This is a genomic window from Stenotrophomonas maltophilia (assembly GCF_023518235.1).
GTDB lineage: Bacteria > Pseudomonadota > Gammaproteobacteria > Xanthomonadales > Xanthomonadaceae > Stenotrophomonas.
Window position 1 is genome coordinate 2,594,773 of record NZ_CP090423.1, and the last position, 16,209, is coordinate 2,610,981.

At 67.8% G+C, this 16,209-nt stretch carries 13 protein-coding genes and 1 riboswitch; of the genes, 8 read left to right on the forward strand and 5 right to left on the reverse strand.

Annotated features, from left to right (window positions below; all coding sequences use genetic code 11):
* Positions 1-283: 283 nt before the first annotated feature.
* Positions 284-1,495, forward strand: coding sequence for a methionine adenosyltransferase (gene metK / locus LZ605_RS12305; RefSeq protein WP_010481882.1), 1,212 nt, complete (start codon positions 284-286; stop codon positions 1,493-1,495).
* Between the two features lie 140 nt (positions 1,496-1,635).
* On the forward strand, positions 1,636-2,142 hold the full coding sequence (locus LZ605_RS12310) for an acyl-CoA thioesterase (RefSeq protein WP_249841898.1): 507 nt from the start codon (positions 1,636-1,638) through the stop codon (positions 2,140-2,142).
* A 70-nt stretch (positions 2,143-2,212) separates the two neighbouring features.
* Here LZ605_RS12310 and ppc read toward each other — a convergent pair whose 3' ends face one another.
* Positions 2,213-4,924, reverse strand: a complete 2,712-nt coding sequence (gene ppc / locus LZ605_RS12315; protein WP_249844909.1) for a phosphoenolpyruvate carboxylase — start codon at positions 4,922-4,924, stop codon at positions 2,213-2,215.
* A gap of 236 nt (positions 4,925-5,160) precedes the next feature.
* Positions 5,161-7,677, reverse strand: a complete 2,517-nt coding sequence (locus tag LZ605_RS12320) for a S9 family peptidase (protein ID WP_249841899.1) — start codon at positions 7,675-7,677, stop codon at positions 5,161-5,163.
* Between the two features lie 120 nt (positions 7,678-7,797).
* Positions 7,798-7,881: riboswitch (S-adenosyl-L-homocysteine riboswitch) on the forward strand.
* A gap of 36 nt (positions 7,882-7,917) precedes the next feature.
* On the opposite strand from LZ605_RS12320, the gene ahcY reads away from it, so the two are divergent.
* From ahcY to LZ605_RS12335, 3 genes are all read left to right on the forward strand, one after another.
* Entirely contained in the window at positions 7,918-9,363 is a 1,446-nt protein-coding gene (gene ahcY / locus LZ605_RS12325) for an adenosylhomocysteinase (protein WP_107229874.1), read from the forward strand.
* 232 nt (positions 9,364-9,595) lie between these two features.
* Positions 9,596-10,069 (forward strand): Cys-tRNA(Pro) deacylase, encoded by a 474-nt coding sequence (gene ybaK, locus LZ605_RS12330; RefSeq protein ID WP_249841900.1) that lies wholly within the window; start codon positions 9,596-9,598, stop codon positions 10,067-10,069.
* Positions 10,069-10,554 (forward strand): hypothetical protein, encoded by a 486-nt coding sequence (locus LZ605_RS12335; protein WP_249841901.1) that lies wholly within the window; start codon positions 10,069-10,071, stop codon positions 10,552-10,554. The genes ybaK and LZ605_RS12335 overlap by 1 nt, the downstream gene beginning before the upstream one ends.
* A gap of 68 nt (positions 10,555-10,622) precedes the next feature.
* On the opposite strand, the gene LZ605_RS12340 is transcribed toward LZ605_RS12335, so the two are convergent.
* Entirely contained in the window at positions 10,623-11,246 is a 624-nt protein-coding gene (locus tag LZ605_RS12340) for an energy transducer TonB (protein ID WP_249841902.1), read from the reverse strand.
* A gap of 113 nt (positions 11,247-11,359) precedes the next feature.
* Positions 11,360-11,917, reverse strand: coding sequence for a DUF3228 family protein (locus LZ605_RS12345; RefSeq protein WP_249841903.1), 558 nt, complete (start codon positions 11,915-11,917; stop codon positions 11,360-11,362).
* 136 nt (positions 11,918-12,053) lie between these two features.
* Between LZ605_RS12345 and LZ605_RS12350 the strand changes: the two genes are divergently transcribed.
* The 3 genes from LZ605_RS12350 to LZ605_RS12360 all read left to right on the forward strand — a co-directional run bounded on the left by LZ605_RS12350 (position 12,054) and on the right by LZ605_RS12360 (position 15,134).
* Complete coding sequence (locus tag LZ605_RS12350; protein WP_249841904.1) at positions 12,054-13,571, forward strand: amidohydrolase family protein; 1,518 nt, start codon at positions 12,054-12,056, stop codon at positions 13,569-13,571.
* Positions 13,572-13,681: 110 nt separating this feature from the next.
* Positions 13,682-14,509: a methylenetetrahydrofolate reductase [NAD(P)H] gene (gene metF, locus LZ605_RS12355; RefSeq protein ID WP_249841905.1), complete on the forward strand. Its 828-nt coding sequence runs from the start codon at positions 13,682-13,684 to the stop codon at positions 14,507-14,509.
* A gap of 40 nt (positions 14,510-14,549) precedes the next feature.
* Positions 14,550-15,134, forward strand: a complete 585-nt coding sequence (locus LZ605_RS12360; protein WP_249841906.1) for a DUF4124 domain-containing protein — start codon at positions 14,550-14,552, stop codon at positions 15,132-15,134.
* 87 nt (positions 15,135-15,221) lie between these two features.
* Here the strand turns inward: LZ605_RS12360 and LZ605_RS12365 are convergent, their stop codons facing one another.
* Entirely contained in the window at positions 15,222-16,178 is a 957-nt protein-coding gene (locus LZ605_RS12365; RefSeq protein ID WP_249841907.1) for a Nudix family hydrolase, read from the reverse strand.
* Positions 16,179-16,209: the final 31 nt, after the last annotated feature.

A 16,209-nucleotide genomic window follows, 5' to 3' on the forward strand; every position in this document is an offset into this window, starting at 1 on the left:
GCAGGCGGCAGCCAGATGGCGGTTTTGGGGCAGAACGATGACGACGGCCCCCCGCCCGTCGGCGTCGCGACCTGCGCGGTCGGGGCCGCCAGGCCGCCCGCCCGTTGTCACGCTGGTGGAACACTGGGCCTCGAGGCTGGGCCCCAATCCCGCGCTGGCGGCCCCTGCGGGCCTACGCGGGCTTAACCACCGGCAACCGGTACCGGTTCACAATGCACAGGCGGCGCACCCCGTGTATCATGCGCGCCCATCTTTCCATCCGAATCAAGGGATATACCGCCTGATGTCCAGCTATCTCTTCACCTCCGAGTCGGTCTCCGAAGGCCATCCGGACAAGGTTGCCGACCAGATCTCCGATGCGGTGCTGGACGCGATCCTGACCCAGGACCAGCGCGCCCGCGTGGCCTGCGAGACCATGGTCAAGACCGGTGTTGCCATTGTGGCCGGTGAAATCACCACCAGCGCCTGGATCGACCTGGAAGCGCTGACCCGCAAGGTCATCACGGACATCGGCTACGACAGCTCCGACGTCGGCTTCGACGGCGCCACCTGCGGCGTGCTGAACCTGATCGGCAAGCAGTCGCCGCACATCGCCCAGGGCGTGGACCGCAAGAAGCCGGAAGAAATGGGCGCGGGCGACCAGGGCCTGATGTTCGGCTATGCCACCAACGAGACCGACAGCTACATGCCGGCCGCGATCCACCTGTCGCACCGCTTGGTCGAGCAGCAGGCCAAGATCCGCAAGAAGAAGAACTCGCCGCTGTCGTGGCTGCGCCCGGACGCCAAGAGCCAGGTCACCCTGCGCTATGAAAACGGCGTGGTCTCGGCCATCGACGCGGTAGTCCTGTCGACCCAGCACGCCCCGGGCATCAAGCAGAAGGACCTCATCGAGGCCGTCCGCGAAGAGATCATCAAGCCGGTGCTGCCGGCCAAGTGGCTGCACAAGGGCACCAAGTTCCACATCAACCCGACCGGCAAGTTCGAGATCGGCGGCCCGGTGGGCGACTGCGGCCTGACCGGCCGCAAGATCATCGTCGACACCTACGGCGGCTGGGCCCGTCACGGTGGTGGCGCGTTCTCCGGCAAGGACCCGTCCAAGGTCGACCGTTCGGCTGCCTACGCCGCGCGCTACGTTGCCAAGAACGTCGTTGCCGCCGGCCTGGCCGACCGTTGCGAAGTGCAGGTCTCCTACGCCATCGGCGTGGCTGAGCCGACCTCGATCTCGGTCACCACCTTCGGCACCGGCAAGATCAGCGACGACAAGATCGAGAAGCTGATCCGCAAGCACTTCGACCTGCGCCCGTACGGCATCATCAAGATGCTCGACCTGGTGCACCCGATGTACCAGCAGACCGCGGCCTATGGCCACTTCGGCCGCAAGCCGAAGGAGTTCAGCTACCTCAACGGCGAAGGCGAGACCGTCAACGCCACGGCCTTCTCCTGGGAGAAGACCGACCGCGCCGCCGCCCTGCGCGCCGATGCGAAGCTGAAGTAAGAAACACGAAGGGCCGCGCAAGCGGCCCTTCTCTTTTCGGGTAGAGCCGGCCGCTGGCCGGCTTTTTCATGATGCCGGGAAAACAGTGCGCGGTTGCTGGCCAGCGGCCGGCACTCCCCGGTTGTCGATACAATCGGGCCATGTCGACCGAACTGAAAACCCACCAGCTGTCCATGACCGTGCTGATGTCGCCGGAGATGGCCAATTTCTCCGGCAAGGTCCACGGCGGCGCCATCCTGCGCCTGCTCGACCAGGTGGCCTACGCCTGCGCCAGCCGCTACGCCGGCCGCTACGTGGTCACCCTGTCGGTGGACCAGGTGATGTTCCGCCAGCCGATCGCGGTGGGTGAACTGGTCACTTTCCTGGCCTCGGTGAACCATACCGGCACCTCGTCGATGGAAATCGGCATCAAGGTGGTGGCCGAGGACATCCTCAAGCGCAGCGTGCGCCACGCCAACAGCTGCTTCTTCACCATGGTGGCGGTGGATGAGGACGGTCGGCCGACGCCGGTGCCGCCGTTGCAGCCGGCCACCTCCGATGAGAAGCGCCGCCAGGCCGCCGCGCAGATCCGCCGCCAGCTGCGCCAGGAAATGGAACAGCGCCATCTGGAACTGCTGGCGTCGAACCCGCCCTCGGCGGAGGAATGAGGTAGTGCCGGCCGCTGGCCGGCAACCTCCTCATTGCCGGCCAGCGGCCGGCACTACCCTGCCAGGTGGATCACCCGGTGTTCTGCACGCCCTGCGAAACACCGTTCACGCAGGCCACCAGCGCGCGCAACAGGTCCTCGTCTTCGCGCCCGCTGGCACGCCAGCGCTGCAGAAGGTCCACCTGCAGCACGCTGATCGGGTCCACGTAAGGGTTGCGCAGACGGATCGACAGCGCCAGCCGTGCGTCATGGTCCAGCAGCGTCTGCTGGCCCATCAGCGCCAGCAGCCAATACCGGGTCAATTCCAGCTCGCGCTGCACCTGCGGGAAGAAGCGCGCGTGCAGGTCGCCGGACAGTTTCGAGAACTGCTCGGCAATGGTGATATCGCCCTTGGACAGCACCATCGCGATGTCGTCCAGGAAGGTGCGGAAGAACGGCCAGTCCCGCGCCATAGCGCGCAGGGTCTGTTCGTGGCCGGCATCCACCGCCGCCTGCAGGCCACTGCCCACGCCATACCAGCCGGGAATGACCGCGCGCGCCTGGCTCCAGGCAAATACCCAGGGAATCGCGCGCAGGTTGCCCAGCGCCGCATCCTGGCCCAGTCGTCGCGACGGTCGCGAGCCCAGCGTCATCCGTTCGATCACATCGATCGGCGTGGCGGTGCGGAAGTAGTCCATGAACTGCGGTTGGCCCACGAACGCACGATAGACTTCACTGCTCGCCGCTGCCACCTGGTCCATCACCGGCCGCCAGTCATCCTCGCGTGGCTCGGCCGCACGCGGGCGCAGGCTGGCGCGCAGCACCGCGCCGGCGGCCTGTTCCAGTGAACGCAGCGCCAGCGCACGGATGCCGTACTTGCGGTGGATCACCTCGCCCTGCTCGGTCACCCGCAGGCGTCCATCGATGCTGCCGCGCGGCGACGCATCGACCGCGTGCGTGGTCTTGCCGCCGCCACGGCTGATCGAGCCGCCACGGCCATGGAAGAACGTCAACCCGATGCCGGCCTCGGCCGCCACCTCCAGCAGTTCCACCTGCGCGCGTTGCAGGCCCCAACGTGATGCCGCAATGCCACCGTCCTTGCTGCTGTCCGAATAGCCGAGCATCACCATCTGCACATCGCCACGGGCACGCAGATGGGCGCGATACACCGGGTCGGCCAACAGGTCACGCAGGGTGGCGGTGCCGCGCTTGAGGTCGTCCACTGTTTCAAACAGCGGGGCAATGTCCAGCGGCACCGAACCGCCGTCTTCCACCAGGCCACCGCGGCGTGCCAGCGCCAGCACCGCCAGCACATCGCTGCGGTCGTGCGCCATCGAAATGATGTAGCTGCCGAGTGCATCGCCACCATGTCGTGCGCGCGCATCGGCCAGTGCGGCGAACACCGCATCCAGGCGCACGTTGCCTTCATCGTTGCCGGCCGGCAGCGGTGCCTCACCGCTGGCATGCGGGCCCAGCAGCCGCGCACGGTCCAGCGCGTCCAGCGCCTGCCACGCCTCCTCACCGCCCAGCACCGAGGCCAGTGCACGTGCATGCACGCTCGATTCCTGCCGCACATCCAGGCGTGCCAGATGGAAGCCGAAGGTCTTCACCCGCCACAGCAGGCGCTGCACGGCAAAGCCACCGGCATGCTCACCGCGGTGGGCGCGCAGGCTGTCCAGGATCAACTGCAGATCCTCGATCAGTTCATCAGGGCCTGCGTAGCCGCCTTCGCCGTCATCCAGCGTGGCCTGCAGGCGCGCCCGCATGCGGTCGTTGAGCAGGCGATACGGCATGTCGGCATGGCGCGGCCGCGACTGCACCTGCGGCAACAGCTGCTGGTAATGCGCCACGCGCGCCTGCAGCGCATCACTGACACCCACCCGCTCGGTGGACTGGCTGAGCAGGCTGGCCAGCTGCAGCAGTTCCTTCTGGTAGCGCCCCAGCACTGCCTGCCGCTGTGCATCCAGCGTGTTGCGGATGGTGTGGGCATCCACGTTCGGATTGCCGTCCATGTCACCGCCCACCCAGGTGCCAAAACGCAGCAGGCGCGGCAACGGCAGTTCTTCGCCATAGGTATCGCGCAGCGCCTGCTGCAGCGATTCGTACAGCACCGGAATCACCCGGTACAGCACCTGCACCAGGTAGAAACCCACGTGTTCGCGTTCGTCATCCACAGTGGGCCGCACCGGCGAGGAATCGGTGGTCTGCCACGAGGCGGTCAGCGCCATGCGGAAGCGCGCAGCATCGGCGGCAGCCTCGCCCGGCGTACGCTGGCCGTCGAGGTTGTCGACCAGACTGGCCACCATCAGCTGCTCTTTTTCCAGCAGCGCGCGGCGCACCGCTTCGGTCGGATGCGCGGTGAACACCGGTTCGATGTCGATGCGCGGCAACCACTGCGCCAGTTCATCCAGGCTCACGCCCTGCGCCTTGAGGTGCTGCAGGGCATCCTGCAGGCCATCGGGCTGCGGCGCGGCGGTGCCGGCGCGCTGGTAATCGCGGCGGCGCCGGATGCGGTGCACGCGCTCGGCGATGTTGACCACCTGGAAGTAGGTGCTGAACGCACGCACCATGGTTTCGGCCTGCTGCGGCGTGCGCCCGGCCAGGCCCTCGGCCAGCTCCGACAGCGGTGCCTGGTTCTCGCGGCGGGCGATGGCACGGGTACGTACCTCTTCCACATCGTCGAGGAAAGCGGCCGATACCTGTTCCACCAACAGGTCGCCGACCAGTGCGCCGAGCCGGCGCACATCATCGCGAAGCGGAAGATCGGGGGAAGCGAATTCGATGCTGCTGCGGTACTCGTTCATCGGCGACGCACGGGCCTCGGTCAACGGATCCTGAGCCCAAGCCTATCCCAGAACGGGCGTCGTGCTGCGATGCAAAAATGGTTTCATCTGCACGTATCACGGCGGACGCCGCCGAGCATGGGCTCGGCTCTACAAGTGTGTCATGGCGCGGGACACCGTGTAGCGCCCGAGCCCATGCTCGGGCGGCGGCGCAGCCGCACAGGCGGCTCCCGTTGCGGGGGCCGCCGTCATGCACGTCAGCGCTTCTTCTTCGCCTTGCCCTGCTCGGCCGGGCCGATGGTCTGCTCCAGCCAGCGCTCGCTTTCGGCCAGCATGGTCATGATCGATTCGCGTGCGCGGTAGGCATGCGATTCGTTGGGCAGCATCACCAGCCGCGCGGTGCCGCCCAGGCCCTTCACCGCAGCGAACATGCGCTCGCTCTGGATCGGGAACGTGCCGGAGTTGTTGTCGTCCACGCCATGGATGAACAGGATCGGGTCCTTGATCTTGTCGGCGTAGTTGAACGGCGCCATCTTCTGGTACACGTCCTGCGCCTGCCAGTAATTGCGTTCCTCAGCCTGGAAGCCGAACGGGGTAAGCGTGCGGTTGTAGGCGCCGCTGCGCGCGATGCCGGCCTTGAACAGGCGCGTATGCGCCAGCAGGTTGGCGGTCATGAACGCACCGTAGGAATGGCCACCGATGGCGATGTGCTCGCGATCGGTCACGCCACGCCGCACCACTTCATCCACCGCCGCCTGTGCATTGGCCACCAGCTGTTCGATGTAGGTGTCGTTGGGCTCCTTGTCGCCCTCGCCGATGATCGGCATCGACGGACTGGCCAGCACCACGTAGCCCTTGGCCAGGAACGCCTGCGGCCCCCAGTAGCTGACCGCATTGAAGCGGTACGGCGAATCGGTCACCTGGCTGGCCGCCGCCGCGCTCTTGAACTCGCCCGGGTAGGCCCACATCAGCAGCGGACGCGGACCATCGCGCTTCGGGTCGTAGCCCGGCGGCAGCAGCAGGGTTGCGGTCAGATCGACGCCGTCCTTGCGCTTGTAGCGGATCTGCTCCTTCTGCACGCCCTTCAGCTGCGGCAGCGGGTGGGCGAAGTGGGTCAGCGCGCGCGGTGCGGCGCTGGCATCGGCCAGCGACTGCACGTGGAAGTTGGCCGGCTCATCCGGGCTCTCGCGGCTCAGCAGCAGCGAACTGCCCTGCGCGTCCAGCAGCGCCACTGGCGCGGCGTAGCTGGGCGCCTGCGAGTGGAACAGGCGGGTGGCCTTGCCCGTGGCGATGTCGAAGCGGTCCACGAACGGACGATCACCTTCCGGCGACGCACCGGCACCGGCCAGGTACAGGCTGCCGCCATCGGCGCTGGTCTGCAGCAGCGAGCGGCCACGCTCATCGCTGGCCAGCAGCGGGCGGCCCGGGTCGGCATAGCGGTCCTGCGCATCCCGGTCCCACAGCAGGCGCGGTTCGGCGCTGGCGTTGTCCGGGGCGATCAGCCAGGTCTTGGTCCTGCGCGTTTTCCACCACGATTCACCCAGCAGGGCCAGGTCACCCCGGCCCCAGCTGATGCCGGCGAAACGGCTACCGAGCTGGGCCAGGGTCACCGGCGGCGTGTCGAACGGCGCGGCCTGCATCAGCACTGCATCGCGCACCTTGGCTTCGCGGTTCGGATCACCGCCATCCTGTGCTTCGGCCCAGACCAGGGTGGCGTCGGCATCGCCGCGCCAGCTGATGTCACGCACGCCGGTCACCTCGGCGTCATTGCCGGTCGGCAAGCCTTCCACCAGCGGCCGCACCGCCACGGTGTGCACCAGTTTGCCGCTGGTACGGTCGATCACTTCGATGCGGCGCGGGAAACTGCTCACCGGCACCACGTAGGAGTACGGGCGCTGCACCGGCTGGCGCAGCACGAAGCGGCCATCGGGCGACACCGCGAAACCCATGAAGATGCCCGGCGCGCCGATCGCGCGGGTGCTGCCATCCAGGCCGACTTCCATCGGCTGGGTGGTGGCGTAGTAGTCGAACTGGCGCGCGTCGGCCTCGTTCTTCAGCAGGTCCTGGTAGGTGCGGATCGACACCACGCCGCCGCCCTGGCTGGTCTGCTGCACCGCAGGTCCGGTCGGGATGCCATCGGCGGCCGGTGCGGCCCCGAGGTTGGCCGGGCGGGTGAACACCACCAGCCCACGGCTGTCCGGCAGCCACTGGTAACCGCTGCCGATCACTGTGTTCAGGCCCGCCACCAGGCGCCGGGCGCTGCCGCCGGCCACATCCACCAGCCACAGTTCATTGGCGCCGCTGGCGGCGTCGACCTGGTTGAAGGCCAGCCACTTCTGGTCCGGCGACCACATCAGGCTGGCGATCGACAGCGTGGCCGGCAGGCCGCTGATCTGCCGCTCCTTGCCATCGGCCACGTTCATCAGCCACAGCTTCTCGCCGAAGCTGAAGCGGCTGTCGGAGAACGTGCGCGGGTTGATGCGCAGGCCGGCCAGCTTCAGCTCCGGCTGCGCCACCACCTGGATCGACGGCAGCGACGGCATCTGCATCAGCGCGGCCACGTCGCGGCGCGGCGACAGGAACAGCGAGGGCGCGCGCGGGGCGTCGACCACCGCCTGCAGCGCGGCCGAAGGCAGCTCGTAGCCGTTGACGCCCTGCGCCTGCGTCGTGGCGGCCTGCGGTGCCGCCGCCCAGGCCAGCGGGGCCACCGCCAGCAGTCCCATCGACAGGACCAGGCCGGTCCAGCGCCGCGTACGGCGCGCGTGCATGCTCATCGTTCCACCTGTGTGATGCGTGAAAACACCGACCTTAACAGGCCGTGCACGCCGCCCCACCTGCCGATGGTTGGGTCATCCCGATCTCATGCCGGGGCCGCGATATAATGGGGGTTCTCCCCTGCCGAGGGGCGCTGCGACCGGATCCCACGAGGCCCGGCCAGGCTCGGTAAGGTGGCTTTGTAACAACGGCGCCCGGCTAGATGCGAGCACCCGCTCGCCCACAACCGGAGCTACTGCATGAACGCTGTTGCCAAGACCTTCTCCACCGAAGGCGACTACAAGATCCGCGATATCACCCTGGCCGACTGGGGCCGCAAGGAACTGGACATCGCCGAGCATGAAATGCCGGGCCTGATGTCGATCCGCCGCAAGTACCAGGCCGAGCTGCCGCTGAAGGGCGTGCGCGTGACCGGCTCGCTGCACATGACCATCCAGACCGCGGTGCTGATCGAGACCCTGAAGGACATCGGCGCCGACGTGCGCTGGGCCTCGTGCAACATCTTCTCCACCCAGGACCACGCCGCTGCGGCCATCGCCGCCACCGGCACCCCGGTGTTCGCCTGGAAGGGCGAGACCCTGGAAGAGTACTGGGACTGCACCCTGGACGCGCTGACCTTCACCCTGGCCGACGGTACCCTGACCGGCCCGGAGCTGGTGGTCGACGACGGCGGTGACGTGACCCTGCTGATCCACAAGGGCTACGAGCTGGAAAACGGCAGCGACTGGGTCAACACCGCCTCGTCCTCGCACGAAGAACAGGTCATCAAGAACCTGCTCAAGCGCGTGGCCAAGGAACGTCCGGGTTACTGGGGCCGCGTCGTGAAGGACTGGAAGGGCGTCTCCGAAGAGACCACCACCGGCGTGCACCGCCTGTACCAGCTGGCCCAGGCCGGCACCCTGCTGATCCCGGCGATCAACGTCAACGACTCGGTCACCAAGAGCAAGTTCGACAACCTGTACGGCTGCCGCGAGTCGCTGGCCGATGGCCTGAAGCGCGCGATGGACGTGATGCTGGCCGGCAAGGTGGCCGTGGTCTGCGGTTACGGCGACGTCGGCAAGGGCTGCGCCGCCTCGCTGCGTGCCTACGGTGCACGCGTGATCGTCACCGAGATCGACCCGATCTGCGCCCTGCAGGCGGCGATGGAAGGCTATGAAGTCAACACCATCGAATCGACCCTGGGCCGTGCCGACCTGTACGTCACCACCACCGGCAACAAGGACATCATCCGCATCGAACACCTGAGCGCGATGAAGGACCAGGCCATCGTCTGCAACATCGGCCACTTCGACAACGAGATCCAGGTCGATGCGCTGGTGTCGTTCGCCGGCATCAAGCACGTCAACATCAAGCCGCAGGTGGACAAGTACGTCTTCCCGAACGGCAACGCGATCTTCCTGCTGGCCGAAGGCCGCCTGGTGAACCTGGGCTGCGCCACCGGCCACCCGAGCTTCGTCATGTCCAACTCGTTCGCCAACCAGACCCTGGCCCAGATCGACCTGTGGGCGAACAAGGACAGCTACGAGAAGAAGGTTTACCTGCTGCCGAAGAAGCTGGACGAAGAAGTGGCACGCCTGCACCTGGAGAAGATCGGCGTGAAGCTGACCACCCTGAGCCAGGAACAGGCCGACTACATCGGCGTGCCGGTGGAAGGCCCGTTCAAGCCGGACCACTACCGCTACTGATGCCGTGCGCGGTGCCGGCCAGCGGCCGGCACTACCCGCGTGACCGGGGTCGGATCCCTTTCCGCAGGAAAGGGCTCTGACCCCAGCAACGGTTCGGACAGAACGGGCGCCTTCGGGCGCCCGTTCTGCGTTTACGTGTGGCCATACATCACGCATCCACGCATGGCGTGGATGCTCCACCCGCGATAGCCTCGGTCAAGGCAACACATTCCGCACGCGCTACGATGCGCCCATGACCCCGGCCATCAACCTGCTCAAGCGCGAGAACATCGCCCACACCGTGCGCAGCTACGTGCACGACGCCCATGCCGAATCCTATGGCGGCGAAGCCGTCGACAAGCTCGGCCTGGACCCGGCCCAGGTGTTCAAGACCCTGCTGGCCAGCACTGAAACCCACGAACTGCTGGTGGCGATCGTGCCGGTTGCCGGTCAACTCGACCTGAAGGCGCTCGCCGCAGCCGCCGGCTGCAGGAAGTGCGAGATGGCCGCCGCCGATGCCGCGCAGCGCGCGACCGGCTACCTGGTCGGTGGCATCAGCCCGCTCGGGCAGAAGAAGCGCCTGCGCACCTTTCTGGACGCCAGCGCGCAGGCGTTGCCCAGCCTGCACGTCAGCGCCGGACGCCGTGGCCTGGAAGTGGAACTCGCCCCGGCCGACCTGCTGCGGCTGACCGCGGGCCACTACGCCGCCATCGGCAAGGCGCGCTGATGCGCTGGCCGTGGTCTGCAGTGCCGCCGCCACGGCTTGAGGATGCACAGGCCGATGTGTTGCTGCAGGATCTGCTGTCGCGCGATGGCCGGCGCGTCACGGATGCCGCGCGCACGCTCGCACGGTTGTTCAGCACGGCATCGCTGGAGGCATTGGCGCGGCATGCGGAGCTGATCGAGCTACGCTGTCAGGGCCTTGAACTGGGTGGCATGCTGGTCAGCAACCAGGCACACCTGCAGGCGGCGCTGCGACGATTGCGCTATTGGCAGGCGCGCGAGGGTTGCCTGTGCGCGCTCAATCCCACCTACCCGTTCTTCGATCCGCGTCGTCTGATCGAACAAGGGCAGATGCAGCTGCTCTCGTTGCAGGAGGCTGAGGATGGTTGGGGCGATTGCCACACGGTCACCTGTGCACACTGCGGCCAACGCTGGCAGGCAATCGACCGCGAATACCATTATCCGTGGTGGGAATGGAAAACGGCATGACCGGATGCAGCCACACATGGCATGGCTCTACTGCAGCCCGGCACATCCACGCCATGCGTAGATGCCGATCATTCCACAAACTCATACCGCATCGGCACGCGCACGATGGTCAGCGCCGGCACCGGGCTTCCGGTATCGCCACGCACGAATCGCCAACCGCGCAGCTCTTCCACCGCCGCTTCGTCCAGCACCGCATGGCCACTGGAGGTCTCCACGATCACCGCAGCCACTACGCCCTGCGAATCGATCAGCGCCTTGAGCAGACTGCGCCCGGAAAGCCCCTGCTCCATGGCTTCGCGCGGATAGCGCTGCAGCTTGCCACGCGGCTGCATCCAGGGCACACCTTCGCCGGCGAACAGGTCCTGGCTGCTGCGCGCGGCACATCGCTTCGGCGTGCGCAGCAGCAGTGATGGCCGCAGGCTGTCTACCGTCACCTCCGCAGATGCGGCGCAGGCATGCTGCACCAGCACCTCCAGCATCTGTCGCTGCCGAAGCAGCCCCTTGCCGTCGTGCGCCGTCACCTCTACCACGCAGCGACCGTCCCGGGGCTGCATCGACAATGCAGTCACGTTCGCATCGCGAAGTCCGGAAACCGTGGCCAGCGGCGCACACGCGGTGTCAGCAGCGGGCTTCGCGGCCAACACCGTGGCCGCGGGCAACAGGCCTGCCAGCACCACCGGAATCATCCTCATCCAGATATCCACGCCCCATCCCTGGTCGGTTTGCCTGGCCCCGATCATAGCGGGCGCATGGGGTCGGATGATCGGGCCAGAGCCCCGCAGTGCGGGGGTCCGACCCGGGCCACCTACGGCCGCCAGTTGGCGTTGTTCTCCCAGAACGCCACCGCACGCTGGTAGGCCTCGCGGTCCAGCGGCACGCCGGAACCACCCTCCTCCACACCCAGCGCATTGCGCATCATCGTGATAGGCGCCATCGGCACCTCTTCCGGTTCGGCGGTATAGATGCAGCCGACGATGCCCCAGTCGGCTCCGATCGGCGAACCTTCCCTGGCCAGCTGCTCAGCGCTGTACAGGATCACCACCAGGTAGTTCGCGCGCGGCGATTCCACGCCTTCGAACCAGCGCACCAGTACCGGCAACTCTTCACGATTGCGCGCCTCGTAACCGCTGCGCAGCAGGTGGCGGTTGGCCTCGGTCACCGGCACGGTCAGGCAGCGCGTGCTGGTCCAGTTCTCATAGACGAACAGCTTGCAGAACGGCGCGTAGCCATCGAGCACCTTCAGCGGCGCATGCGCATTGAGGTGGGCCTCGAACTGCTCGGCAGTGCAGTCCTGGATGGTGTTGCCGCGCGGCACGCGCGGGAACAGGCGGGGGCGGGCGAAATCGGTGAGGACGATGGACATGGCATGGCGCAATCAGGAATTCCGTTGCACAGGGTACCTGCCCACGCGGCATGGCGGGCGGGATGCCGATGGTCACTGGCATCGGCACCCGTGTTGCCGCACCCTGCGGGCGACCCCATGCAAGGATCGCCGGCTCATGGATGCAGCACGCGCGTTACCCCGCTCCGCCCGCCGTCGCCGCTGGTCGCGCGTGCTGGCCGTGCTTCTGCTGGCACCGCCCCTGCTGTTCACCGCCGCCCTGCTCTGGCCACTGTCGGCACCACCGCTGCCCGACCCCGGCAACAGCCATGTGATCGTCAACGCACGCGTGCTGGACATCGCCCGCGGCCAGGCCAGCGAACCCACCACGGTGACCGTGCGCAACGGCACCATCGCCGCCATCGGTGAAGACCCGCGCGAGACCACGTTGCCGGTTCTCGATGCCGGTGGCCGCTGGCTGCTGCCCGGCTTCTGGGACATGCACACCCACGCACTGCAGCTGTCACCGCAGTTGCAGTTCCCACTGATGCTGGCCAACGGCATCACCGGCACCCGCGACATGATGGACTGCCCGCAGGCCACCGATCCACTGATCGCCTGCGTGGCCGACAAGCGTCGCTGGACCGCACAGGCCATCGCCGGGCAACAGGTCGCACCGCGCTTCGTGCAGATCGCCAGCTTCTATTTCGAGGACCCGGCGCTGACGCCGGATGCAGCGGCGGCACGTGCACACGCGTACCGCGCACGCGGCGTCGATGCGTTCAAGGTCTACAACCGCCTTCGTGCCGAGACCTACCAGCGGCTGGCCAGCGAAGCGCGGCAGCTGCATCGGCCCCTGGTTGGCCACCTGCCCAGGGCGGTACCGCTGGAAGCCGCATTGCACGCCGGCCAGCGCAGCTTCGAGCACGCCCATCTGTTCGTGCGCCATTGCGTGGACAACGCTGCCGCCTGGCGCGAAGGCTCGCTCGACGGCGAGAACCCGACCGCGCTCGCCGAAGCCATGGTGAGTGGATACCGGCCGGCGCTCTGCAACGAAGCGTTCGGCCTGATGCAGGCCAGCGGCGCGGCGTTCGTACCGACCCATGTCACCCGCGAAGAGGATGCACGCGCACGCGATCCCTCGTTCATCGACGACCCGCGTCTGGCCTATCTGGATCCGCTCTCACGCTGGGCGTGGCGCGACGATCTGAACGCCACCGTGGCGCGCTATCCGGGCCTGCGCGGCGAACAGGCGCTGAAGGCGTACTTCACCCATGGCCTGGCGCTCACCGGCGCCGCGCATCGGGCCGGCGTGACCGTCCTGGTCGGCACCGATACCGGGCTGGGTGGACTGCGCTACCACGACGAACTGCAGTGGTTGCGGCAGGCCGGGCTGAGCCAGGCCGACGTGCTGCAGGCGGCCACGCTGCAGGCCGCGCGTCATCTGCAACTGCAGGCATCACATGGCAGCGTCGAGGTCGGCCGGGCCGCCGACCTGGTGCTGCTCGATGGCGATCCGCTGCTGGACACCGGCAACACCCGCCGCATCCACGCCGTGCTGCTGGCCGGCCACCTGTACGACCGCCCGCGCCTGGACGCAATGCGTGCGTATGCCCGTGCGCAGGCACGCTCGCCTGCGGTGATGGCGCGCCTGCTCTGGGGCTTCATCACCAGCCCGGTCAGCGCCGAGCTGTAGCCGCCTTTCCCGCGCGAACGCCCGGCAGCAGCCGCGCCCTCACATCTTCGTTGCACATCCATCTTGATGAAGCGATATACTGATGCACATCCGCCGCCGCCGCCCGCGCCATGACCGCCATCAGCTTCGAGTTCTATCCTCCCAAGACCGATGAACAGCGCAGCCAGCTCGACCGTGCCGCGACCCGGCTGAAGGACTACGCCCCCGACTACGTGTCGTGCACCTTCGGCGCCGGTGGTTCGACCCTGAGCTACACCTCCGAGACCGTGCGCCACCTCAACCAGCACCACGGTTTGGATGCCGCACCGCACCTGTCCTGCGTCGGCGGCACCCGCCAGGAAATCCGCGAACTGCTCAAGCTGTACCGCGCCATCGGCTGCCGGCGCCTGGTCGCGCTGCGCGGCGACCTGCCCTCGGGCATGGGCTTTCCCGGTGACATGCGCTATGCCGCCGAGCTGATCGCCTTCATCCGCGCCGAGCACGGCGACGCCTTCCACATCGAAGTGGGCGCGTATCCGGAGACCCACCCGCAGGCGAGCGATGCGCTGGCCGACCTGAAGCACTTCAAGGCCAAGATCGATGCCGGCGCCGACGCGGCGATCACCCAGTATTTCTTCAATCCGGATGCCTACTTCCATTTCGTCGATGAAGTGCGCCGGCTCGGCGTGCAGGTACCGATCACGCCGGGCATCATGCCGATCGCCAACTTCAGCCAGCTGCGCCGCTTCTCCGAGCAGTGCGGGGCGGAAATTCCGCGCTGGATCAGCCGCAAGATGCAGGCCTACGGCGATGACGCCGAATCGGTGCGCGCCTTCGGCACCGAGGTGGTGGCCCGTCTGTGCCAGCGCCTGATCGAGGGCGGCGCGCCTGGCCTGCACTTCTACACCCTGAACCTGGCCAAGCCGACCACCTCGGTGCTGAAACTGCTGCAGGGCTGAAAGCACGCCGCGCAGCCACGATCAGCGCTACCCTGCGTCGATGATCCGGATGTCCTTCCCGCTGGTGCTGGTGCTGCTGTCATCGATGGCCCCTGTTGCCCATGCGCAGTCCTCGCGCCTGAACCGCTGCACCGATGCGCAGGGGCAGAGCGTCTACACCGACCGGCCCTGTGACAGCGTGGGTGCACGGTCACGGCTGCCGCCACCGGCACCCAGCGGCAACACCGCCGCACCCGACACCCTGGGTGCGCGCTGCCCACGGCGCCTGAGCGAGCTGGTGGACGCACTGCGCACCGGTATCGTCAGCAACGATGTGAACCGGCTGTCCTCGCTGTACCTGTGGGGCGCGGTGTCGGACGCGGGTGCACAGCGCATCCTGGGCCAGTTGGAATCGCTGGCGCGGCGGCCGCTGGTGGACGTGGTGCCGGTGTATCCGCGGCAGGAATCAGACACCGTGCAGGAAGAGGCTCAGAGCCCTGCTGCGCAGGGATCCGACCCTGAGCCGCCAGCCGTGCGCCATCCGGTCGGCCTGCGCCTGGAGCAGACGCTGCCGGGCAGCGTGGCGCGGGCGTCCACCGTGCTGGGCCTGCGGCGGCAATACGGGTGCTTCTGGATCACGCTGTGATCGTGGGCAACCATCCACGCATGGCGTGAATCTACCGCTTCCATTCCACAGGGTAGCGCCGGGCCACGCCCGGCGACCGACGCGGCGTTACGCCGGCCACAGCCCGCGGATGGCAGCGATGCCCTGCCCGCCATGGCGGCGCGCTTCGGTGATGTGGCCACTGCCCAGGCCACCCAGCGCGTAGATCGGCAGTGACACCTGTGCACGCAGCTCGGCGAACGCATCCCACCCCAGCGGCACGGCTTCGGGATGACTGGCGGTGGCCTGCACCGGGCCGAGCACCGCGAAGTCGCAGCCCAGCTGCTGTGCGGCCTGCAGCTGCTGCAGGTCGTGGCAGGACGCCGCCACCAGCTGCCCTTCCGGCAATGGGCGCTGCGGCAGCGCCAGCAGCTGTTCACTGCCCAGATGCACCCCCACCCCCAGCGCGCGCGCCAGTTCGATATCGCGGTTGAGCAACCACTGCACGCCACTGCGCCGATGCGTGCGCAGCGCCTGTTCGAGCATCGCCTGCCGCTGCGGATGGGCCGGCGGCAGGCGCAGCTGGATGCGCTGCTGGCCCGACGCCACCACGTGCTGCAGTTGCTCATGCCAGCGCTGTACGCCATCGGCCGCGTCCGCCGGCGCCGGGGTGATCAGGTAACGGTCGGGCTGGCGCAGGGCGGCGACCACCGGCAGGTCGGCCGGCGGCATCGAATAGCGACCCAGCTTGTCCTGCGCCACCCAGGTGATCGCCTGCCCCTCGCGGCCGCGGGGCGTGCCCTTCCAGCTGCGCACATGGCGCACTTCCAGGGTCAGGTGCTTGTCCGGGTAGCGCTGCGGCACATCCATCAGCCACTCGCCGACATCGGCCTCGATCCCCAGTTCCTCGCGCAGTTCGCGCACCAGCGCCTGTTCGGAGGTTTCGCCGGGCTCGCGCTTGCCGCCGGGAAATTCCCACAGCCCAGCCATGTCGCGGTTGCCGGTACGGCGGTTGAGCAGCACACGGCCACGGGCGTCGGTGATGACGGCGGCCACGACGTGGATCGATCGGGTGGGAGAAGGCATGGGGGGAGCATGCCCAGAACAGGGCGACCGG